Raw genomic sequence first — 20,393 nt, 5'->3', positions numbered from 1 at the left:
AGAAGGACGGGGCTTCGACAAGCTCAGCCCGAACGGTTGTGGGGAGCGGCATGGCCTCTATCATGCTCCCCAGCCGGACCTCAGGCGTTGCCTGCGATCTCGCCCTGGGCGATGTCGCCGGCCTGGGCGCGCTGCTGCAGGTAGATGCCGGTGAAGTCGATCGGCTCGAGCATCAGCGGCGGGAAGCCGCCGTCACGCACGGCATCGGCGATCACGCGGCGGGCGAAGGGGAACAGGATGCGCGGCGCTTCGCCGAGCAGGAAGGGCTCCATCTGGTCCTGTGGCACGTTGCGGATCGCGAACAGCCCGGCATAGGACAGGTCGACGACGAACGCGGTCTGGTCCTCGGCTTGCGCCTTGACGTCGATCTTGAGCACGACTTCGAAGACGTCCTCGCCGACCTGGCCCGAGCCGATGTTGAACTGGACGTCGATGGCAGGCGCAGTCTGCGACTGGTAGACCTGCGGCGCGTTCGGATTCTCGAACGACAGGTCCTTCACATATTGCGACAGCACCCCCGCGACCGGCGCGGTATCGGCGCCATTGGCTGCGGGCTCGCCAACATTGGCGATGGTGTCGTTCTCTGCCATCGAAGATTCCTCACTTGATCGGAAAGTTTCGCGTACGTGACGCGTTTGTTCAGCCAGCGCGCCTAGCAGGGGCGCGAAGAGACATCAATCGGGCGGCGTTTTCGCGGGCGTTTGTATCCCGCGGCGCGAAGGCCTATGTATCTCGGTAACGAGGCTCGGAGGCTCAGTGTTTTACGTTATCCTGTTCGCGATGGTTGCCGGTTTTCTGGCGCTCAGGCTCTATTCGGTGCTGGGCAAGCGCACGGGGCATGAGCAGGCCTTGCCGAAGCCCGCTGAAGAGCGCGTCGCGCCGCAGGCGATGCCGCGGACGATCGACGTCACGGCCGAAGTACGCGAGACCGCCAACCGCCCGATCGAGGCAGGTGCCGAGACCGGGCTGCGCGCTGTGGTTTCCGCCGATTCGAGCTTCGACGTCGCCCAGTTCGTCGAGGGCGCCAAGTCGGCGTACCGGATGATCCTCGAGGCATTCTGGAAGGGCGACGAAGAGACGCTCGGCTGGCTGGTCGAGGACGAGGTTCGCGGCGGCTTCGCCGAGGCGATCGCCGATCGCAAGGCCGCGGGCCATGTGCTTGACAACCGGCTCGTCGCGATCGAGCGCACGGTGATCACCGACGCCTCGGTCGAGGGCAGGATCGCGCGAATCGCAGTGCGCTTCGACGCTGACATCGCCGCAGTGACGCGCGACCAGGATGGCAATGTCGTCGCGGGCTCGCTGACCGATGCGGTCGAGACGCACGACATCTGGACCTTCGCGCGCAACCTGCGCAGCGACGATCCCAATTGGAAGCTGGTCGAGACCGACGAAGCATAGGGGGCCAAGCATGCGTCTGTGGGGGGCAGTCGCGTCCGCGGCTCTGTTGAGCGCTTGTTCGGGCGGAATCGTGCCGCCCGAATCGGGGTCGGCGCGGGCGCCCGCGTCGCGGCCCGCACCGTCGCCGCCGCGGGAAACTGCGCGGCCGGGGGCGCTTCCTGAAACCCCGATCCATCTGCCTGCGCGACAACCGACCCCGGCGACGCCGCTGCCTGCGATGCCTGCCGCTGCCGTGGCCCCGAGCGCGACGACCGCTTCCGCCGCCGGCATCGTTGCCGGGCCGGCGCTCGATACGTTGCCGATCACTCAGGAAGGTGCCGAGCGCGCGCTGACCGCCTATCGGCTGAGCTGCACTGCGCTGCAGCGGCGCACCGATAGCACGGGGCTCACCCAGGGCGCAGACTGGGCCGATTCGTGCCGCGCCGCCGCCAATTGGCCGGCGCGCGACGCGCCCGCGTTCTTCGTCCGCTTTTTCGAGACGGTGCAGGTCGGCGACGGCAAGGCCTTTGCGACCGGCTATTACGAGCCCGAAATCCATGGCTGCCGCGAACGGCGCACCGGATGCGAAGTGCCGATCTACGGGGTGCCGAGCGACCTGATCGACGTCGATCTCGGGCTGTTCTCCGCCGATCTCAAGGGCAAGAAGATCCGCGGCCGCGTCGACGGCAGGAATTTCGTGCCCTATTTCGACCGCACCGCGATCGAGGCGGGCGGATTGCAGGGCCGGGCGCCGGTGATCGCCTATGCCAACGATCCGGTCGAGATCTTCTTCCTCCAGGTCCAGGGTTCGGGCCGGCTGCGGCTGCCCGACGGCGGCGTGATGCGGATCGGCTATGCCGGGCAGAACGGCCGCGACTATACCGGCATCGGCAAGCTGATGCGCGACCGCGGGCTGCTCGGGCCCGGCCAGGCCTCGATGCAGGGGATCATGGCCTATCTGCGCGAACATCCCGAAGAGGGCCGCGCGATCATGCGGGAGAATAAGAGCTTCGTGTTCTTCAAGGAACTGACCGGCGCGGGCCCGCTCGGCGCGATGGGGCTGCCGGTGACCGGCTGGGTCAGCGCCGCGGTCGATCCAAAATTCGTGCCGCTCGGCGCGCCGGCCTATCTGTCGATGGACCGCACCGACGCTACCGGCCTGTGGGTGGCGCAGGATACCGGCGGCGCGATCAAGGGCGCCAACCGCTTCGACACGTTCTGGGGCGCGGGCGACGATGCGCGCGCGATCGCCGGCGGCATGTCGGGGCGCGGAACCGCGTGGCTGCTGCTGCCCAAGGGCGTGCTCGCGCGGCGCATCGCGGTGGTGCCGACGCCGTGAAGCGGACCCTGGCGCCCGAGGAAGCGGCGCTGTGGCAACGCGTGATCGCATCGGTGACGCCGCTCAAGCCGGCCAAATCCAGGACGGTGATCCCCTCTTCTCCCCTCCCTGCAAGGGAGGGGCAGGGGGTGGGTGCGAGCGGCAAAGCCGCGAGCCCTTCGCCCGCCGCGCGCGCCTCGCTCGAAGCTAAAGCTTCTCGCACCCACCCCCAACCCCTCCCTGCGAGCAGGGAGGGGAGCTCCAATACCCTCGACGGTTCCTGGGATCGCCGGCTTTCGCGCGGGCTGGTCGCGCCCGAATCCTCGATCGACCTGCACGGCCACAGCCTGTCCGCGGCGTACGACCGGCTCGACCGAGGGCTCGAGCAGGCAATCCGGCAGGGCGACCGCGTGCTGCTGCTGATCACCGGTAAGCCGCCGCGCCCCGAATCCGAGCGGCCGCATGCACGCGGCGCGATCCGTGCGGCGGTGGGCGATTGGCTCGCCGCGTCGCGCCATTCGGACCGGATCGCGGCGGTGCGCACCGCGCATCCGCGCCATGGCGGCAACGGCGCGCTCTATATCGTGTTGCGCCGCCCGCGCACCGCGCCGCCGCCACGAAATTCTTAACTTCTGTCTGCAACATTAAGCCCCGGGGACATCGAGCGGGGTTTAGATCGGCGGCGTGGAAGGGTTTTCGCTAAAGAGCCGGGCGGTCGCGTTCGCGATGTGCGCCGGGGCCGTGGCGTTCATCCTCGCCATCGCCGCCGCGTCGGAGAGCGTTCTCACCGTCGAATCGGCTGGCCGCGCGCTGATCGCCGCGATTGTCTGCGGAGTGATGTGCTGGGCTTCGGCGGAGCGTAGCATCGCCTCGACCGCCGGCGCGATCGACTCGGCGATCGAGCGCCTCGCCAGCGCCGCCAATGGCGATCTCCAGAGCGAAGTTCCCGAGGATGTCCGGCGCTGCGTGCCGCCGCTGGCACAGGCGATGGACGGGCTGTTCCGTCAGCTCCACGACAATCTCGAAAGCGTCCAGCGGCTCGCGATGTTCGATCCGGTGACCGCGCTCGCCAACCGCACCAATTTCCGCCGCACCGCCGAGCGGATGCTCGTCGACCTGCCGCCCGGCGCCAATGCGGTGCTCTATTTCATCGATCTCGACCGGTTCAAGGCCGTCAACGACACGCTCGGCCATGCCACCGGCGACGTGCTGCTCGGCATGGTCGCCAATCGGCTGCGCGCGGTGGCGGATCGCTTCGCCGCGGAAGGCGGCATGCGGCCGCCGCTGATCGGCCGCCTCGCCGGCGATGAATTCACGATGTTCTTCTCCGAGGTCCGCAACCTGCGCGATGCCGACCGGATCGGGCGCGGCGTGCTTTTCGCGCTTTCCGAGCCGTTCGACCTCGCAGACCAGGAAATCTCGATCGGCGCGTCGATCGGCGTGGCGATGCGCCCGGATCACGGCACGACCCTGCACGACCTGATGCGCGCCGCCGATGCGGCAATGTACCACGCCAAGGCGCTGGGCCGCGGGCGGACCGAGCATTTCAGCGAATTCCTCGCCGCGCAGATCGCCGAGCGCGCGCAGCTCGAGAGCGACTTGCGCACTGCGGTCGACAGGGAGCAGTTCGCTTTGGTCTTCCAGCCACAGGTCAGTGCCGGCGACGGGCGGATCGTGGGAGCGGAGGCGTTGTTGCGCTGGAAGCACCCGGACGGCTTGAAACTCCCCGGCGCGTTCATCCAGCGCGCTGAGGAGACTGGGCTGATCGTCGAGATCGGCGACTGGGTCGTCGCCAGCGTCGCCGAGACGATCTCGCGCTGGGGCAAATTGGGGCTGCAGCAGCGGCTCGCGGTCAATATCAGCCAGCGTCAGATCGACCATGCCGAGTTCTTCCGCCGGCTGCGCGCGGCGATGCACGCGGCGCGCGCGCCGGCGAGCCTGCTCGAGCTCGAGATCACCGAGACGCTGGCGATGCATTGCTCGAGCGAAGTGCTCGAGGCGATCGCCGCGCTGCGGGCCGACGGTGCGAGCGTCGCGATCGACGATTTCGGCACCGGCTATTCGAACCTTGCGCGGCTGCGCCAATTGCCGGTCGACCGCGTCAAGCTCGACCGCAGCCTGATCGAGCATGTCGCCGACCAGCCCGAGGCGCGGACGATCGCGCAGGCCGTGATCGGGCTCGTCCACGGGCTGGGCTGTCAGGCGGTGGCCGAGGGGATCGAGAGCGAGGCGCAGGCCGCGGTGCTGCGCGTGATCGGCTGCGACGTGCTGCAGGGCTATGCCGTGGCGACGCCGATGGCCGAGGAGGAATTCCTCGCCTGGGTCCGCGACGTCGAGCCGCGGCGGATCGCGAGCTAACTCAGGACAGCACGACCACACCCAATCCCGTTCGTGCTGAGCTTGTCGAAGCACCGTTCTTCTCTTCGCGATCGGACGAAGAAGGACGGCCCTTCGACAAGCTCAGGGCGAACGGAGGTTGGTCTTCAGCCGTGGACACGCCGCAGCACTTCCTCATAGACATCGGCCAGCGCCACGAGGTCCGCCAGCGCCACGGCCTCGTCGAGCTTGTGCATCGTCGCATTGACCAGCCCGAACTCGACCACCGGACAGAGCTTGACCAAATACCGCGCGTCCGACGTGCCGCCACTGGTCGACAGCTCGGGGATCACACCAAGCTTCGCCTCGATCGCGCCAGCGACGAGGCTGGACAATGCGCCCGGCTCGGTGAGGAAGGCCTCGCCATAAACCGTGCCGCGGACCTGTGCGCCGGGAGCGTGGCGCTGGACGATCGCCTCGATCCGGGCGATCAGTTCCGGGCCTTTCTGCATGTCGTTGAACCGTACCGACAGCCGCGCGCGGGCGTTGCCCGGAATCACGTTGGTCGCCGGATTACCGGTGAAGATGTCGGTGACTTCGATGTTCGACGCCTGGAACCAGGCATTGCCCTGGTCGAGCGTGATTGCGTCGATCTCGGCGAGCGCGGCGACGAGCCTGGGGATCGGATTGTCGGCGAGGTGCGGATAGGCGACATGCCCTTGCTTGCCCGGCACGTCGATCCAGATCACCGTCGAGCCGCGCCGGCCGATCTTGATCGTGTCGCCGAGCCGGTGCGCGGAGGTCGGTTCGCCGACGAGGCAGAGATCGGGGCGGATTCCGCGCTCGGCCATCCGTTCGATCAGCCGGGGCGTGCCGAAAGTGGCGGGGCCTTCCTCGTCGCCGGTGATGATCAGGCTGAGCTTGCCGTCCGCGGGCACGCGCCCCGCCGCGGCAACGAAGGCGGCGATCGCGCCCTTCATGTCGACCGCGCCGCGTCCGTAGAGCAGGTCGCCGCGCACTTCGGGGGCGAACGCGCCGCTCGCCCAGCCTTCGCCGGGGGGCACGACGTCGAGATGGCCGGCAAAAGCGAAATGGGAGCCGCTATCGCCGCGGGTGGCGAGCAGGTTCTCGACCGGGCCGTCGGGCGCCTCGCCCTCGACGAAGCGCTCGACCGCGAAGCCGAGCGGGACCAGCGCGGCTTCGAGCACGTCGAACACCGCGCCGCGCGCGGGGGTGATGCTTTCGGCGGCGATCAACGCCTTGGTGAGTTCGACGACGTCGGGCAAAAGGCTCTCCACAATCAGCGGAGGTGGCATTGCCCAAGCTCGATCTCGATACAATCCCGCAGACCAATGCGACCGGCTATCCGCCGCGCTATGCCGATGTCGTGCAGGAGCGCTGGTACCGGCGGCTGGCGCCGGCGAGCGGGATCACGGACTTCGGCTTCAGCCATGTCACCTTGAAGCCCGGCGCCTGGTCGTCGCAGCGGCACTGGCACGAGGGCGAGGACGAGTTCGTCGTGATGCTCAGCGGCGAGGCGGTGCTCGTAGACGATTCCGGCGAGACGATGATGCGCCCGGGCGACGTCGCCGCGTTTCCCAAGAACGACGGCAATGGTCATGTCCTGCAGAACCGCAGCGATGCGGATTGCGTGTTCGTCGCGGTCGGCCGGCCGGCCGCGCCCGACTGCCATTATCCCGACATCGACATGCATCTGACGGCGGGGGAGGGGTTCACCCGCAAGAACGGCGGCACCCTGTAATATTCCCTATCAGGCGATTCAGCTCAGCTTCAGAGTCGCGCGCTAGGATAAGGCCATGCGTTGGATGCTTCTCTTGTCCTTGGCCGTACTTGGCCTCGCCGATGTGGTGGGGTTCTCCGGCGCGCATCTGATCGGGCTCGGCCATATCGCGCGCGAGCAGGTCGACACGATCCGCGTCAAGGCCGACGAATATTCGCGCGTTCCGGTCTGACGCCTAGCCGCTGGCCGGCATCTCGAACTGCTCGATCACCCAATCCTCTTCCTGCGCCCCGGCGATCCAATCCTGCATGAAGGGATGCTGGAGCACGGCGAGCATATAGGTCTGCGCGAAGCGCGGCACCGGCAGCGAATAGGTCACGATCCGCGTCACCACCGGCGCGAACATGATGTCGACCGCGCCGAAATCGCCGAACAGGAACTCGCCGTCGCCCGCGAAGCGCGCGCGTGCCTGCGCCCATAATTCCATGATCCGGCTGAGCTCCTGCGCCACGTCGACGTCGGGCGCGACGGGCGGATAGACCTGGCGGATGTTCATCGTGTGCTTGCGGCGCAGCGCGGCGAACCCCGAATGCATTTCGGCCGCCATCGATCGCGCCATCGCGCGCGCGGCCGGGCTCTCGGGCCAGAAGCGCGTGCCGCCGGTCTTGTCATTGAGATATTCGACGATGGCGAGGCTGTCCCACACCACCGCGTCCTCGTCCCACAGGATCGGCACCTTGCCCGAGGAAGGTGCGAACTCGGCGCCCTCGCGGCGCTTGTCCCAATCCCCATCGTACAGCGGCACCACGACTTCCTCGAAGGGCAGCCCCGATTGCTTGCACGCGAGCCAGCCGCGGAGCGACCAGGAGCTATAGGCCTTGTTGCCGATGATGAGCTTGAGCATGCGCGCGGGATAGCCACCGCGCCGCAGCCGGGCAACCTTCAAGCCTTCACATAAACCCAGGCGCCCGTTCCGCTGGCGAGGACCACTTCCTCGCGCCGGTAATTCTCGCTCTCGTAGATGTCGGCGGCGGCGAGCTCGGCTTCGGTGAGCCGGAACACCTTGCCCGCGATCGGCGGCGCGTCCGCGTCGGGAACCAGCCCGCGGTGGATCTCGATCCCGCTGGCGTCGAGCACTGCCGGGTCGCGGATCTGGATGTCGACCAGGGCATAGCCGGCGAGCATGTCGTCGGTACCGTCGAGCAGGCGGCCGAACTGCGACAGCTGCACCCTGTCGAGCTGGAGCGAACCGTAGGAGAAGAGCAATTGATCCGCGGTGCGCACGCGAACGCGCTCAGCCGACCGCTTCGAGCACGGCGGCGCGCAGCTCGGGGAGCCCCATGCCCTTTTCGCTCGACGTGGCGATGATGTCGGGATGCGCGGCCGGGCGCTTGCGCGCCTCCGCCTCGGTGCGCGCGCGGACCTCGGCGAGTTCGGTCGCCTTGATCTTGTCGGTCTTGGTGAGGACGATCCGATAGCTCACCGCGGCGGTGTCGAGCATGTCGAGGATCTCGTTGTCGACTTCCTTGATGCCGTGGCGCGAATCGATCAGCACGAGCGCGCGCTTGAGCACGTCGCGGCCGCGCAGGAAGTCGTTGACCAGATAGCGCCATTGGCGCTGCATGTCCTTGGGCGCCTTGGCGAAGCCGTAACCGGGCATGTCGACGAGGCGGAAGCGCAGCGGCTCGCCAATGTCGAAGAAGTTGAGCTCCTGCGTGCGCCCGGGCGTGTTCGAGGTGCGGGCAAGGCCGTTGCGGTTGGCCAGCGCGTTGAGCAGCGACGACTTGCCGACGTTCGAGCGCCCGGCGAACGCCACCTCTGGCACCACCGGATTGGGGAGATGCTCGAGCTTGGGCGCCGATTTGAGGAACGCGATCGGGCCGGCGAAGATCTTTCGCGCGGCCTCGATCTGGTCCTCGGTGAAGGCCTCGCTCACTTCGCCTTCGCTTCCTTCTTGACCGGCTCCTTGAGCGCCGGATGCCGCTGGTAGAGCAGCCATTGCTGGCCGATCGTCAGCAGGTTCGACGTGATCCAGTAGACCTGCAGGCCGACGGCGAACGGCGCCATCAGGAACATCATCATCCACGGCATGATGCTGAAGATCTGCTTCTGCATGTCGTCCATCGGCGCCGGGTTGAGCTTGAACTGGAAGTACATCGAGATGCCGAGCAGGATCGGGACCACGCCGATCGCGATGAAGTGCGGCGGGGTGAAGGCGAGCAGCCCGAACAGATTGAGCGGAGTCAGCGGATCGGGCGCCGAGAGGTCGCGAATCCAGCCGACGAACGGCTGGTGGCGCATTTCGATCGTGAGCAGCAGCACCTTGTACAAAGCGAACATGATCGGGATCTGAATCACGATCGGAAGGCAGCCCGCCAGCGGGTTGACCTTCTCGTCCTTGTACAGCTTCATCACTTCCTGCTGCTGGCGCTGCTTGTCGTCCTTGTAGCGTTCCTGCAGCGCCTTCATCTTGGGCTGGAGCGCGCGCATCTTCGCCATCGAGGCGAACTGGCGCTGGGCGATGGGGAAGAGCAGGCCGCGGATGGTGATCGTCAGCAGGATGATCGCCACGCCGAAATTGCCGACCATGCGGAACAGCCAGTCGAGATAATAGAAGATCGGCTGTTCGATGATGCCGTACCAGCCCCAGTCGATCGCATGCCCGAACTGGACGATGCCGAGCTGATCCTCATACCGGTCGAGCAGCTTCACTTCCTTCGCGCCGGCAAAGAAGCGGCTGGAATAAGTGATCTTCTTGCCCGGCGCGATGTCGAGCGGCTGGGCCAGGCGGTAATCGGCCTGATAGGACTGGCCCGTACCGCCGCGCTGCTGGATCTGGACGGGTACGCGCTGGTCGGGGACGAGCGCGGTCAGCCAATAATGGTCGGTATAGCCGGCCCAGCCGCCAGTGGTGTTGAAGGTCGGCGGAGTCTGCTCGACATCCTTCCAGTTGATATAGTTGGCAGCGCCCGCCGAAACCGCGATCGGGCCGACATGCGCCGCCCATTGATCGGGATCGAGCGATCGCTCGGCGCGGGCGACGAGCGCGTAGGGCGTCACCGCGACCGGGGTGGCGCCGACATTCGCCACAGTCTGGCGGATGCCGAACATGAAATTGTCGTCGACCGACAGCTCGATGCGGAAGACCTGGCCCGTCGCGCTGCGCGACGTCAGCGTCACCGGGGTGGTCGGGGTCAGCTTGGTGCCGCTCGCCTGCCACACCGTATCGGGACCGGGCGCCTGGACGCCGGCGCCCTGCCAGCCGAACTGCGCGAAATAGGCGCCCTTGGCGCCGCTCGGCGAGAGCAGGCGGATCGGGGGCGAATTCTTGGCGACGGTCTCGTCATATTGGCTGAGCACGAGATCGTCGATCCGCGCGCCCTTGAGGTTGATCGAGCCGCGCAGCCGCGGCGTCTCGATCTGCACGCGCGGCGCCTCGGCGAGCACGACCTGGCGGTCGCGCAGCGCCTGGGGCGAATCGGCGGCAGGGTCGGCGCCGGGATTGGGGACGACCGTCGTCTTGCCGCCCTCGATCTTGACCGGGGCGGGTTGCTGCTGCGGGAAGATCCAGTGCGCGATCTGCGGCCAGCCGAACAGGATCAGCGCGGCCAGCACTGCGAAGATCACGAAATTCTTTTGGTCGTCTTTTTTCACCGATGTTCCCCGGAAAGGTCCGTCATGGCACGGGATCGTATCCGTGCCCGCCCCATGGATGGCAGCGCAGGATGCGCCGCAGGGCCAGCCAGCTGCCCTTGAGCGCTCCATAGCGGCCAAGCGCTTCGATTGCATAGGCCGAACAGCTGGGCGCGTAGCGGCAGCTGGGCGGCAGGATTCGCGACGGCACGAGCTGCCAGAAACGCGCGATGAGGATGAGGATGCGGGCAATCATCGCGCGAGCTTCGCGCAGGCCTTGGCCAGCTCGGCCTTGAGCGCGTCGTACTCGCGCTCGATCCCGCCATTGCGGCCGATCAGGACATGGTCGGCGCCTGGAACGCCCGATTCGGGCAGCACTTCGCGGGCGAGCGCGCGGAAGCGGCGCTTCATGCGATTGCGCACCACCGCGTTGCCGACCTTCTTGGATACGGTAATGCCGACCCGAATCGTCGGATCGGCATCGTCACGTGCGCGTACCAGCAGGACGAAGCCGGGCATGGGTGCCCGCTTCCCCGCATTGGCGGCGAGATAGTCTCTGCGCTCGGTGAGCCGCGCGAGCGGTACGGCGGTTAGGCCGACAGCTTCTTGCGGCCGCGCGCGCGGCGGGCACGGATCACGTTGCGACCGCCGACGGTCGCCATCCGGCTGCGGAAGCCGTGCCGGCGCGCACGCACCAGGTTGCTCGGCTGAAAGGTCCGCTTCATCGCTCATCCTCGAGTATCTAGAACGTAAAAGGGCCGCCACTGGGGCGGCCGCGTGTCGGGTGCCCATAAGAGGAAGAGTCGCGCAAGTCAATTCGGCTCTGCCGGAAAACCGAGCAGCTCGGCCTCGGCTCTGGCGACCGCCGCCTCCCTGGCACGTTGCTGGCGCCGGCGGAAGCTGCGGCGGCGCAAGGCCATGTCGCTATAATGGCCGATGCGCGGCCAGCGGCGCTTGAGCCGGGCGAAGCGCTTGCGTGCCCATTTGGAGTTCTGCAGCACGAGGACCAGACCCGCCGCGAACACGAAGATGCCTCCCGGGCCGGGGATGATCCCGACCAGCGGCGTCGCGACGATCAACAGCAAGCCGGCGATCAGCAGGGCGATGCGGACGAGCGGGCTCTTACGCTTCATGGCCGGGGATGTGGGGCGTGTGTGTTGTTCGTGCAAGACAGGCACGCGCTAGCTCCATTTTGGCGGCGATCCGTTTCACAACGGAGAAAAGCGGTTATGGTCGCGCGGCAAAGGGGGCGGCCGCATGATCGCGAGCGTATCGACCGTGGCGTATCTCGGGCTGGAAGCGCGCGGGGTGGAGGTGCAGTGCAACCTCGTCGCGGGTCTGCCGAGCTTCGTCGTCGTCGGGCTGCCCGACAAGGCGGTGGCGGAGAGCCGCGAGCGGGTGCGCGCCGCGATCGCCGCGATCGGGCTGGCGCTGCCGCCCAAAAGGATCATCCTCAATCTCTCGCCCGCGGACTTGCCCAAGGAGGGCTCGCATTTCGACCTGCCGATCGCATTGGCGCTGCTCGCCGCAATGGGCGTGGCCGATGCCGAGACGCTGTCGGGCTATGTCGTGGTCGGCGAACTCGGGCTCGACGGGCGGATCGCGTCGTCGCCCGGTGTATTGCTCGCCGCGCTCCACGCTTCGGCCGAGGGCAAGGGACTGGTCTGCCCCGTGGCGCAGGGCCCGGAGGCGGCCTGGGCCGGATCGGTCGAAGTCGTCGCCGCGCCCGACCTGATCGGGCTGCTCAACCATTTCAAGGGCAACCAATTGCTCCCCGCCGCGCCTGCGGGCGAGATGGAGGTGCCCGGCCTGGGTCCCGATCTCGCGCAAGTGAAGGGGCAGGAGACCGCCAAGCGCGCGCTCGAGATCGCCGCGGCGGGCGGGCACAATATGCTGATGGTCGGGCCGCCGGGGGCGGGCAAGTCGCTGCTCGCTTCGTGCCTGCCGGGGATATTGCCCCCGCTCGACGCCGCCGAGGCGCTCGAAGTGTCGATGGTCGCCTCGGTAAGCGGGACCCTGTCGGGCGGGCGGCTGACGCGGACGCGGCCGTTCCGCAGCCCGCACCATTCGGCGTCGATGGCGGCGCTCACCGGCGGCGGGCTCAAGGTCAAGCCGGGCGAAGTGAGCCTCGCGCATCTCGGCGTGCTGTTCCTAGACGAGCTTCCCGAGTTCCAGCGCGCGGTGCTCGATTCGTTGCGCCAGCCGCTCGAGGCGGGGGTGGTGAGCGTCGCGCGCGCCAATGCGCACGTGACCTTTCCGGCGCGGGTGCAGCTGATCGCGGCGATGAACCCGTGCCGCTGCGGCCATCTCGGCGACCCGGCGCTCGCCTGTACGCGCGCGCCGCGCTGCGCGGCGGATTACCAGGCCAAGGTGTCGGGGCCGTTGCTCGACCGCATCGACTTGCATGTCGAGGTTCAGCCGGTGACCGCTGCGGACCTGATATTGCCGCCCCCGGCCGAAGGCTCGGCGGAGGTGGCGGCGCGCGTAGCCGCGGCACGGGGCGTGCAGGCCGCGCGCTATCGCAACGTAGACGCGCGGACCAATGCCGAGATCGACGGCGAGCAACTCGCCGCCTGGGCCACGCCCGACGAGGCCGGCCGCAAGCTCCTGGCCCAGGCGGCCGAGGCGATGCGGCTCTCGGCGCGCGGATATACGCGCGTGCTCAGAACGGCTCGGAGCGTAGCCGATCTCGAAGGCGCCGAGGCAGTGCGGCGGGTGCACGTGGCGGAGGCGCTGAGCTATCGCAGGCGTCCGCCGACAAATTGATAGCGGTAGGTGCCCCGATTGTGGACGTTCCTGTTTATGCCTACACGCCTCGTAAGCTGCCGTAGCGCTTGGCGACGGCTATCCAGGAGCGATGTGATGGCCGACGTGAGGGCGCAGCTGCTTCCTAACGAGAAGATCGTTTGGGAAGGAAGGCCGCTCTCCGGCATGGTGTTCCGCCCCGTCGAGGTGTTCCTGGTCCCGTTTAGTCTGCTGTGGGGCGGCTTCGGTATCTTCTGGAATGCTACTGTGTGGATGACCGATGCAGATTTGCTATTTAAGCTCTTCGGGCTGCCTTTCCTGATTGTCAGCCTCTATATAACAGTCGGTCGCTTCTTGATTGACATGCGTATTCGCAAAGCGACGACCTACCTTGTTACTAACAAGCGCGTGCTTATCGCCCGAGGCACGAAGCTCAAGTCACTCGATATAAAGCGCCTGCCCTCTTTGGAAATGGACCAGAGGCCCGATGGATCAGGAACGATACGTTTCGGGGCAGCGGCCGGATTGTTCAGCGCAGTGAATAGCATTGGCATCTGGCAGCCTACGTCTGACCCTACGCCACAGTTAATCCACGTCTCGCACGTCCGCTCATTATATGATCTAATCCAAAAGCAGGCTGACGGCTAACCACCCAATAGCCGCCGTATGTTTGACCTCGCTATAGCGCCGCGGGTCAGATCCGACAGGCGCTCAGGCAATAGGGCGTCCTAGGTCGCCGACGCGCTCGGCTATCCCTGACCCGCACCGCTCATTCGCGTGCCTCTTGCCAGTGCGGATAGGTGACATAGGCCGTCACCGCGCCTTGCGCGTGCGAGCGGATGGTGACCGATGCGCCCTTGGGCATGTGGACGATCTCGCCCGGGCCCGCGGTCACGCTGTCGTTCTGCGTCGAGACCGTCAATCGTCCCTCCAACACTATCATCACGTCGTCGACCGCGAGCGTTTCGTCGATGCTCTGATCGGGGCCGTAGCGGCCGAAGCCGATGGTGATCGGGGCGCCGTCGCGCTGATCGACCACATTTCCCGCGAACACATCCCCGTCCTGGCCGGGCGAGCGCTCGAACCGTGCGTCGGCGGCGGCGAACTTGCGAACCTTCATGGAAACCCTCCGTCTTGCCACGCATGGCAGGTGGCGCGGATCGACGCGCGAAGCGGCGATTTGGTTCAGATCGCGCCGGTATTCGCCGCCTTCGCGCTTGCCTAAACAGGCGGGTAGTTCGTATGATATGATTAATAAGCTAACAGCCGGGAGGACAGGAGATGCGCAGGCAGCGACAGGCGGAAAACCGAGGCTCGGCGCGGCGTAGTGCGCGCTGGCTGGCAGCAGCCTTGCTGCTCGGGCCCGTTGCGGCGCCGGCGCAAACCGTCCCGCCCGGCGCGCCCGAGACGCCGCCGGTCGATCCCTCCCGCGCCTATCTCTTCGCGCACATGACCAAGGAGCATTACGGCACGCTCTATTATTCGGTCAGCCTCGACGGGCTGCACTGGCGGCGGATCAATGCCGGCAAGCCGGTGTCGAAGGACTATCACGGCCATGCCTCGATCGCGCGGGGCGGCGACGGGCGCTATTACCTCGTCGGCAACCAGAGCGACGAGGACCCGCTGATCCGCTTCTGGGTCTCGGACGATCTGATCCGCTGGACGCCCTATGCGACCTACCAGCCCGATCTCACCAATATCCCCGACCACGCGCACGCGCTCCAGCGGATCGGCGCGCCCAAATTGATGTTCGACACTGCGTCGGGCTCGTTCCTGCTCAGCTGGCACACCCCGACCGTACCGGGCTCGAAGGAAAATCCCGAAAGCTATTGGGCGAGCCAGCGCACGCTCTACGTGACCGGCAAGGACCTCGCCAAGCTGCCCGCCAGGCCCAAGCGGCTATTCGCCTGGAACATGGCGACGATCGACACGATCGTGCAGCCCAATCCGCGCGGCGGCTATTGCGCGATCGTCAAGGACGAGCGCTACCCCTCGTTCGACTGGACCACCGGCAAGACGATCCGGATCAGCTGCGCGCCGAAGCTGCTCGGGCCCTATCCGCAGCCGGGCCCGCCGCTCAGTCCCAATTTCCGCGAGGCCCCGACCCTGGTGCGCGCGCCGCAGAGCAACGACTGGCTGCTTTATTACGAGCAATATGCCGGCACGAGCTATGGCCTGTCGCGCGCGCGGCGGCTCGAGGGGCCCTGGTATCAGGTGTCGGGCAATAGCGGCGTCCCCGAATGGAACCGCTACGAAATGCCGGCGGGCACGCGGCACGGATCGATGCTCGAGATCAGCCGCAAGCAATATGACGCGATCGTCGCGGCGTTCCCGGGAGGCATGCAGTGAAGCCGGTGCTGTTCGCGGCGCTCGCGATCCTGCTCGGCGGATCGGCCGACGCGCCGCAGGGCTTCACCAATCCGCTGCTGCCCTCGGGCGCCGATCCGTGGATCGTGCGCGACGGCGCGGACTATTATTACCTCAACACGCTCGGCAACCGCATCGCGATTCGCAAGACCCGCGATCTCGGCAAGCTTGCGGACGCGGAGGAGAAGGTGGTGTGGCGCGCGCCGGCGACGGGGGCGAACGCCCAATCGGTCTGGGCGCCCGAGCTGCACCGCATCGAGGGTAAATGGTACCTCTATTATACGGCCGCCGCGGCGGGGCATGACGACGATGCGCATCGCGGCATCTTCGTGCTCGAGAATGCCGCGAGAGACCCGCAGGCCGGCAGCTGGATCGATCGCGGCCAGCTCGCGACGCGCCATACCGGGATCGACGGCACCACCTTCGCCTATCGCGGCAAGCGCTATTTCGTCTATTCGCCTTATGTCGGCCCCGACAGCAACCTCGCGATCGTCGAAATGGCCAATCCCTGGACGCTGAAGGGGTCCGAGGCCATCATCGCACGGCCCGACCAGCCATGGGAGCGCCAGGGCGGGCGCCAGATTCTCGAAGGTCCCGAATTCCTGCCCGGCCCCCAGGGGCAAATGTTCCTGACCTATTCGGGCAGCGCCTGCTGGTCCGACGATTATGCGATCGGCCTGCTCAGCGCGCGCGCCGGCGCCGATCCGCTCGACCCCAAGGCATGGACCAAGACGCTGCAACCGGTGATCGCCAAGGCGCCGGGGCAGGGCGTCTATGCCCCCGGGCATAATGGCTTCTTCACCACGCCCGGCGGGGCGCGATGGATCGTCTATCACGCCAATCCGGCGCCAGACCTCAAGTGCGGCAAACAGCGGGCGCCGCGAATCCAGCGCGTCGCGTTCGGGCGTGACGGACGCCCGCGCTTCGGCGAGCCGGTGCGGAGCGGGGTGCTGCGCTGAACGGCACGCGCGCATTCGGTGCTGGAAATCTCCGGATTGCCGACTTATAGCGCGCGCTCTGTCGATCCCCGGTCCTGTGCCGGGGCGCGCGGGTGTGGCGGAATTGGTAGACGCAGCGGACTCAAAATCCGCCTCTGGCAACAGATTGTCGGTTCGAGTCCGACCACCCGTACCAGATTGGCACCGGACCCTGACACGACGTCAGGGCAGCATAGCCAGCGCCTATATCTCTCTTGTGCGGATTGCACTCGTAAGACGCCCGTGGATGCTTTACATCGGTCGCAAGGGAATTGCGGCGAGTGCCCCGATATCCCAGACGAGAGGATGCAATGTCGGAGGGATCGGGCGGACCATGGACGTCGTCGGGAGCGCAGATTTCTGCGCAGCCGGGCGATTCCAAGCATGCCGGATCGGCCGACCTCGCTGGCAGCGAGCAGCGCCTTCCCAATTTTCCCCCCGAACGCGCCGAACGCGGAATTCAGCTGCTTTCCCGATTCGCCGGCCCGGCGATTTTCTTCCTGGCGTTGGGCGGAATCGTCTGGTTGCTCGTCAAGTAACTGAGCCCGCGGCCTTTATTACGCCGAGCCAAGGGGAGGGCGCAGCAAGCTCCTGAAAATCGCGTCGACGCTGCGCCTGTTCGATCGTCTCAGCGAATCCCTCTCCGAGCACGGGTCATCCCAAAATGGTGCGGTTAACCAGGTGTTAGCCTTGCCTTCGCGCCGCACATGTGGCCTGCTGCATTGCAGCAAGACTTTCGCGATCGAACCGCGAGTGCCTTGCGGGCCCGTTGTTGGGCGTGTTGCGTCAAGGAGTTCGGGTCTCGCATGTCAAAGATTGACCTCGCGATCCATGGGTACCCCAATCGTACGCCGTTCGCCACGGCGGCGCGACGGAGTGCCAAGGTCTGGCTATGCCTGACGTTGATCGGTGCCGACGCGCTGGCGCTGCTCGTCGGCTTCGCGATTGGCATACGCGTCGAGCAGCCGGTCGCGATCACCAGCGATGTGTGGACCACGCTGTTCGGCGTGATGCTCGTCCATGCCGGCATCGCCTTCCAGAACCAGGCCTATGCCACCAAGTGCCTGACCAGCGCGCAGGCGAGCTGCCGCCAGGCGCTGCTGTCGATCGCGGCGACCCTGCTGGTCTTCCTGCTGGTGGTGTTCTCCCTCAAGGTGACGGGCCAGCTCCCGCGTCTCGCACTGTCGGTCGGCATCGTCTCGACCTCGGTGCTGATCCTCAGCCAGCGCCTGCTGCTGTGCCATTTCGTCCGCCGCGCCTATGGCAATCGCCTCCATACCGAATTGGTGATCGTAGACGGCGGAAACGTGCCGGATGGGTGCCTTGGGAGCGACATTGTCGACGCCCAGGTGATGGCGCTGCGCTCGGACCTCGACGATCCGTACATGCTCAATCGGCTCGGCACTCTGCTGCGCCACTATGACCGCGTTGTCATCAGCTGCGTGCCCGAGCGGAAGAGCGAATGGGCGCAGGTGTTGAAAGGCGCGAACATCGTCGGCGAGATCATCGTCCCCGAGATCGCCGAACTCGGGCCGCTGGCGGTGCACGAATTGCACGGCGTGACCACGGTGGTGGTCTCGCGCGGGCCGCTCAATCTCGCCGACCGCGCCAAGAAGCGCGCGCTCGACATCGCAATGACGGTGCCGGTGCTGATCGCGCTGCTGCCGGTGATGCTACTGGTCGCGATCGCGATCCGGCTCGAGACGCCGGGGCCGATCTTCTTCCGGCAGGAGCGGATGGGGCGCGGCAACCGCATCTTCCAGATTCTCAAGTTCCGCAGCATGCGGGTCGAGACCAGCGATTCGGACGGCACGCGCTCGGCGAGCCGCGACGACGACCGGATCACTCGCGTCGGCCGCCTGATCCGCCGGACCAGCATCGACGAGCTGCCCCAGCTGATCAACGTGCTGCTCGGCGACATGAGCCTGGTCGGGCCGCGTCCGCACGCACTCGGATCGAAGGCCGGCAACGAACTGTTCTGGCGCGTCGATCGCCAATATTGGCTGCGTCATGCGCTCAAGCCGGGAATCACTGGGCTGGCGCAGGTCCGCGGCTTCCGCGGCGCGACCGAGCACCGCCGCGACATCATCAATCGGCTTGGGGCCGATCTCGAATATCTGCAGGGCTGGAGCCTGTGGCGCGACGTCGGCATCCTTGCCAAGACCGCCCAGGTTCTCGTCCACAAGAACGCGTATTGAACGGAGGAGAGGAGGCCATAAGGCATGCGTTAACCATCGCTGCCAAGCTTCCCTAAATCATTGTCGGTCATAGCCGTCGCCGAGCAACAAGGGTCTCGGTGATGGCGGATAATCTGGTGATGGCGCGCGACGCCGATGTGCGTACCGCCGAGCAGGGACAGGCGGAGCCGATGTGGCTGATGCCCGCGGACTTTCGCGAGCCGCTGGCCGAGCGGATGATCGAGGCCGGTTCGCGCTGGGCGGGAATCGCCAGCTTCGCAGTCGCGATCGGCGCGATCGGGCTCTGGCTGCTGGGCTGAGCCGACTCGGCCGAGGCGCTTTGGACGGCCACGCCGTCCCAGAACCGAACAGACCGTGCCATTGGCGCGACCAAATGCATTTGTCCCCTGTGGGCAGCAGCGTCCGAACGCTCTAGCATGACCAAATTGCTGCACTGCAACGAGGTCAAGAGCGCGTGCTTTGCTCTGACGAAAGAGTATCTGGTCTAAAATCTCTCGCAGCTGCGAACGGCTGTGGAGTCTTGCATAAATGCGTGTCGCGATCGCATCTGGCGGTCGGCTCGGCGCTGTTCGCCATGCTGGCGGTCGGCCCGGCGCTGGCCCAGCAAGCGTCGCGGCCCAAGGGATCGCAGGCGGCCGAGCAGGGGCTGCGGATCGAGCCGTCGCTGACTGCGGTCTATGACGACAATGTCTATCGCGTCGATTCGCGCACAGGCGATCCGGTCGATGACGTGATCGTCACCCCCGCGGTCGAGGCGCGGTTCGACCGGGACATCGGCACGCGTTCGGTTAGTCTGCGCGCGCTCGCCGGCTATGACCGCTTCCTGTCCGAAAGCGGGCGGAGCAAGCCGCGCTTCGAACTCGAGGGGTCGGGCAAGTTCCTGATCGCCGGACAATGCGCGGTGCGGCCGCTCGCCAGCTATCGCCAGCAGCGTGCCGATTATGGCGACATCAATAGCGCGAGCGAGAATCTGCAGAAATTCTCCACGCTCGGCGTGTCGGCCGATTGCGAGCGCGCGGCGGGTCTCTACCCGGTGGCGGCATGGCGACGCGACACCACGCGCAACGGCGATGGCTTCGAATATGCCGACCAGACCAGCAATCTCTACCGCGGCGGTATCGGCTATGCCCGCCCGAGCCTCGGCAAACTCACTGCATATTATGAGCGCGTCACCAGCGACCGTCCCGAGCTCGGGGTCGAGAATCGCAGCAACGCGTATGGCGTGAGCTTCTCGCGCGCGGTCTCGCCGATCACGTCGATCGATGCCGACTTCCGCTGGATGCACGTCACGAGCAATTCGGCCGCGATCGGCGGCTATGACGGGCCGGGCTGGGCTTTGCGGGTGTCGACCCTGGCGATCCCGCGGGTGAAGCTCACCGGCTCGACCGAGCGGACAATCGTCAACGACAGCCTGATCGCCACCGGCTTCGCGATCCGCACCGCACACCGCCTCTCGGCCGAAGTGGCGCTGAGCGAATTGACTAGCATCGGCGCGTTCGGTGAACTCGTTCGCCGGGATTTCCGTCAGGATGCGGGCATCCGTCCGTTCAATTACACCCACGACCGGACGAACCAGTTCGGTTTGCTGGCCACGCGCAAGCTGACCGACCGCTTTGCGCTCGATTTCTCGCTATCCCGTCTCGATCGCGCCACTAACAGCGACGTCTCGAACTATCGCGCGACCCGCGTGTCGCTCGGCGCAACCATGAGGTTCTAAC

The 20,393-nt window shown here is 66.6% G+C and carries 24 protein-coding genes, 1 tRNA gene and 1 pseudogene; 15 read left to right on the top strand and 11 right to left on the bottom strand.

All coding sequences use genetic code 11. The annotated features are described in order from the left end of the window. Window positions 1-80: 80 nt before the first annotated feature. Complete coding sequence (secB, locus tag AC3WJI_RS12620) at window positions 81-590, bottom strand: protein-export chaperone SecB (protein WP_492757623.1); 510 nt, start codon at window positions 588-590, stop codon at window positions 81-83. 166 nt (window positions 591-756) lie between these two features. On the opposite strand from secB, the gene AC3WJI_RS12615 reads away from it, so the two are divergent. Genes AC3WJI_RS12615 through AC3WJI_RS12600 form a run of 4 tightly spaced genes read left to right on the top strand, consistent with a single transcriptional unit; the run spans window position 757 to window position 5,056 of the window. Next, window positions 757-1,401 carry a Tim44/TimA family putative adaptor protein gene (locus AC3WJI_RS12615; RefSeq protein WP_492757622.1) on the top strand — a complete coding sequence of 215 codons (645 nt, stop codon included), beginning with the start codon at window positions 757-759 and terminating at the stop codon, window positions 1,399-1,401. Between the two features lie 10 nt (window positions 1,402-1,411). Then, window positions 1,412-2,719 carry a murein transglycosylase A gene (gene mltA, locus AC3WJI_RS12610; RefSeq protein WP_492757621.1) on the top strand — a complete coding sequence of 436 codons (1,308 nt, stop codon included), beginning with the start codon at window positions 1,412-1,414 and terminating at the stop codon, window positions 2,717-2,719. Further along, the gene (locus AC3WJI_RS12605; RefSeq protein ID WP_492757620.1) at window positions 2,716-3,327 is read left to right on the top strand and encodes a Smr/MutS family protein; all 612 of its coding nucleotides are present in this window, start codon (window positions 2,716-2,718) and stop codon (window positions 3,325-3,327) included. The genes mltA and AC3WJI_RS12605 overlap by 4 nt, the downstream gene beginning before the upstream one ends. 55 nt (window positions 3,328-3,382) lie before the next feature. Then, on the top strand, window positions 3,383-5,056 hold the full coding sequence (locus AC3WJI_RS12600) for a putative bifunctional diguanylate cyclase/phosphodiesterase (RefSeq protein ID WP_492757619.1): 1,674 nt from the start codon (window positions 3,383-3,385) through the stop codon (window positions 5,054-5,056). 125 nt (window positions 5,057-5,181) lie between these two features. On the opposite strand, the gene dapE is transcribed toward AC3WJI_RS12600, so the two are convergent. Beyond that, window positions 5,182-6,330: a succinyl-diaminopimelate desuccinylase gene (dapE, locus tag AC3WJI_RS12595; protein ID WP_492757618.1), complete on the bottom strand. Its 1,149-nt coding sequence runs from the start codon at window positions 6,328-6,330 to the stop codon at window positions 5,182-5,184. On the opposite strand from dapE, the gene AC3WJI_RS12590 reads away from it, so the two are divergent. Both AC3WJI_RS12590 and AC3WJI_RS12585 read left to right on the top strand, forming a co-directional pair. Next, window positions 6,330-6,776, top strand: coding sequence for a cupin domain-containing protein (locus tag AC3WJI_RS12590; RefSeq protein ID WP_492757617.1), 447 nt, complete (start codon window positions 6,330-6,332; stop codon window positions 6,774-6,776). The two genes, dapE and AC3WJI_RS12590, sit on opposite strands and share 1 nt — an antisense overlap. A 55-nt stretch (window positions 6,777-6,831) precedes the next feature. Next, complete coding sequence (locus AC3WJI_RS12585) at window positions 6,832-6,987, top strand: hypothetical protein (protein WP_492757616.1); 156 nt, start codon at window positions 6,832-6,834, stop codon at window positions 6,985-6,987. Between the two features lie 3 nt (window positions 6,988-6,990). Here the strand turns inward: AC3WJI_RS12585 and AC3WJI_RS12580 are convergent, their stop codons facing one another. The 8 genes and pseudogenes from AC3WJI_RS12580 to AC3WJI_RS12545 all read right to left on the bottom strand — a co-directional run bounded on the left by AC3WJI_RS12580 (window position 6,991) and on the right by AC3WJI_RS12545 (window position 11,521). Then, complete coding sequence (locus AC3WJI_RS12580) at window positions 6,991-7,659, bottom strand: glutathione S-transferase family protein (protein WP_492757615.1); 669 nt, start codon at window positions 7,657-7,659, stop codon at window positions 6,991-6,993. Between the two features lie 38 nt (window positions 7,660-7,697). Then, on the bottom strand, window positions 7,698-8,039 hold the full coding sequence (locus tag AC3WJI_RS12575) for a gamma-glutamylcyclotransferase family protein (protein ID WP_492757614.1): 342 nt from the start codon (window positions 8,037-8,039) through the stop codon (window positions 7,698-7,700). A gap of 10 nt (window positions 8,040-8,049) precedes the next feature. Further along, entirely contained in the window at window positions 8,050-8,691 is a 642-nt protein-coding gene (yihA, locus tag AC3WJI_RS12570) for a ribosome biogenesis GTP-binding protein YihA/YsxC (protein ID WP_492757613.1), read from the bottom strand. Further along, on the bottom strand, window positions 8,688-10,409 hold the full coding sequence (gene yidC / locus AC3WJI_RS12565; RefSeq protein ID WP_492757612.1) for a membrane protein insertase YidC: 1,722 nt from the start codon (window positions 10,407-10,409) through the stop codon (window positions 8,688-8,690). The genes yihA and yidC overlap by 4 nt, the downstream gene beginning before the upstream one ends. 22 nt (window positions 10,410-10,431) lie before the next feature. Beyond that, window positions 10,432-10,644, bottom strand: a complete 213-nt coding sequence (gene yidD, locus AC3WJI_RS12560) for a membrane protein insertion efficiency factor YidD (RefSeq protein WP_492757611.1) — start codon at window positions 10,642-10,644, stop codon at window positions 10,432-10,434. After that, window positions 10,641-10,952 (bottom strand): annotated as a pseudogene (gene rnpA, locus AC3WJI_RS12555) (ribonuclease P protein component); the annotation flags it as partial. The gene yidD and the pseudogene rnpA, both read right to left, overlap by 4 nt. A 26-nt stretch (window positions 10,953-10,978) precedes the next feature. Next, on the bottom strand, window positions 10,979-11,113 hold the full coding sequence (gene rpmH / locus AC3WJI_RS12550) for a 50S ribosomal protein L34 (RefSeq protein WP_029724273.1): 135 nt from the start codon (window positions 11,111-11,113) through the stop codon (window positions 10,979-10,981). 87 nt (window positions 11,114-11,200) lie between these two features. After that, window positions 11,201-11,521, bottom strand: coding sequence for a hypothetical protein (locus AC3WJI_RS12545; protein ID WP_492757610.1), 321 nt, complete (start codon window positions 11,519-11,521; stop codon window positions 11,201-11,203). Window positions 11,522-11,645: 124 nt separating this feature from the next. Between AC3WJI_RS12545 and AC3WJI_RS12540 the strand changes: the two genes are divergently transcribed. Both AC3WJI_RS12540 and AC3WJI_RS12535 read left to right on the top strand, forming a co-directional pair. Continuing rightward, window positions 11,646-13,154, top strand: a complete 1,509-nt coding sequence (locus AC3WJI_RS12540) for a YifB family Mg chelatase-like AAA ATPase (protein ID WP_492757609.1) — start codon at window positions 11,646-11,648, stop codon at window positions 13,152-13,154. A gap of 96 nt (window positions 13,155-13,250) precedes the next feature. After that, on the top strand, window positions 13,251-13,781 hold the full coding sequence (locus AC3WJI_RS12535; RefSeq protein WP_492757608.1) for a PH domain-containing protein: 531 nt from the start codon (window positions 13,251-13,253) through the stop codon (window positions 13,779-13,781). A 121-nt stretch (window positions 13,782-13,902) separates the two neighbouring features. On the opposite strand, the gene AC3WJI_RS12530 is transcribed toward AC3WJI_RS12535, so the two are convergent. Next, window positions 13,903-14,253, bottom strand: a complete 351-nt coding sequence (locus tag AC3WJI_RS12530; protein WP_492757607.1) for a hypothetical protein — start codon at window positions 14,251-14,253, stop codon at window positions 13,903-13,905. A gap of 161 nt (window positions 14,254-14,414) precedes the next feature. Here AC3WJI_RS12530 and AC3WJI_RS12525 point away from each other — a divergent pair, with 161 nt between their 5' ends. The 7 genes from AC3WJI_RS12525 (at window position 14,415) to AC3WJI_RS12495 (ending at window position 20,392) form a co-directional block, all read left to right on the top strand. Beyond that, window positions 14,415-15,482 carry a glycoside hydrolase family protein gene (locus tag AC3WJI_RS12525; RefSeq protein WP_492757606.1) on the top strand — a complete coding sequence of 356 codons (1,068 nt, stop codon included), beginning with the start codon at window positions 14,415-14,417 and terminating at the stop codon, window positions 15,480-15,482. A 5-nt stretch (window positions 15,483-15,487) separates the two neighbouring features. Then, window positions 15,488-16,459, top strand: coding sequence for a glycoside hydrolase family 43 protein (locus tag AC3WJI_RS12520; RefSeq protein WP_492757631.1), 972 nt, complete (start codon window positions 15,488-15,490; stop codon window positions 16,457-16,459). Between the two features lie 88 nt (window positions 16,460-16,547). Further along, window positions 16,548-16,634: transfer RNA gene (locus AC3WJI_RS12515), tRNA-Leu, on the top strand. Window positions 16,635-16,788: 154 nt separating this feature from the next. Further along, the gene (locus AC3WJI_RS12510; RefSeq protein WP_492757605.1) at window positions 16,789-17,016 is read left to right on the top strand and encodes a hypothetical protein; all 228 of its coding nucleotides are present in this window, start codon (window positions 16,789-16,791) and stop codon (window positions 17,014-17,016) included. Window positions 17,017-17,283: 267 nt separating this feature from the next. After that, entirely contained in the window at window positions 17,284-18,675 is a 1,392-nt protein-coding gene (locus tag AC3WJI_RS12505; protein WP_492757604.1) for an exopolysaccharide biosynthesis polyprenyl glycosylphosphotransferase, read from the top strand. Between the two features lie 101 nt (window positions 18,676-18,776). Then, the gene (locus AC3WJI_RS12500) at window positions 18,777-18,974 is read left to right on the top strand and encodes a hypothetical protein (RefSeq protein ID WP_492757603.1); all 198 of its coding nucleotides are present in this window, start codon (window positions 18,777-18,779) and stop codon (window positions 18,972-18,974) included. Window positions 18,975-19,207: 233 nt separating this feature from the next. Continuing rightward, complete coding sequence (locus tag AC3WJI_RS12495; protein ID WP_492757602.1) at window positions 19,208-20,392, top strand: hypothetical protein; 1,185 nt, start codon at window positions 19,208-19,210, stop codon at window positions 20,390-20,392. Window position 20,393: the final 1 nt, after the last annotated feature.

This window comes from Sphingomonas sp. FW306-1B-B10E (assembly GCF_058782005.1).
The sequence above is the reverse complement of the archived record's forward strand: the minus strand, read 5'-3'. Positions and strand labels throughout refer to the sequence as shown.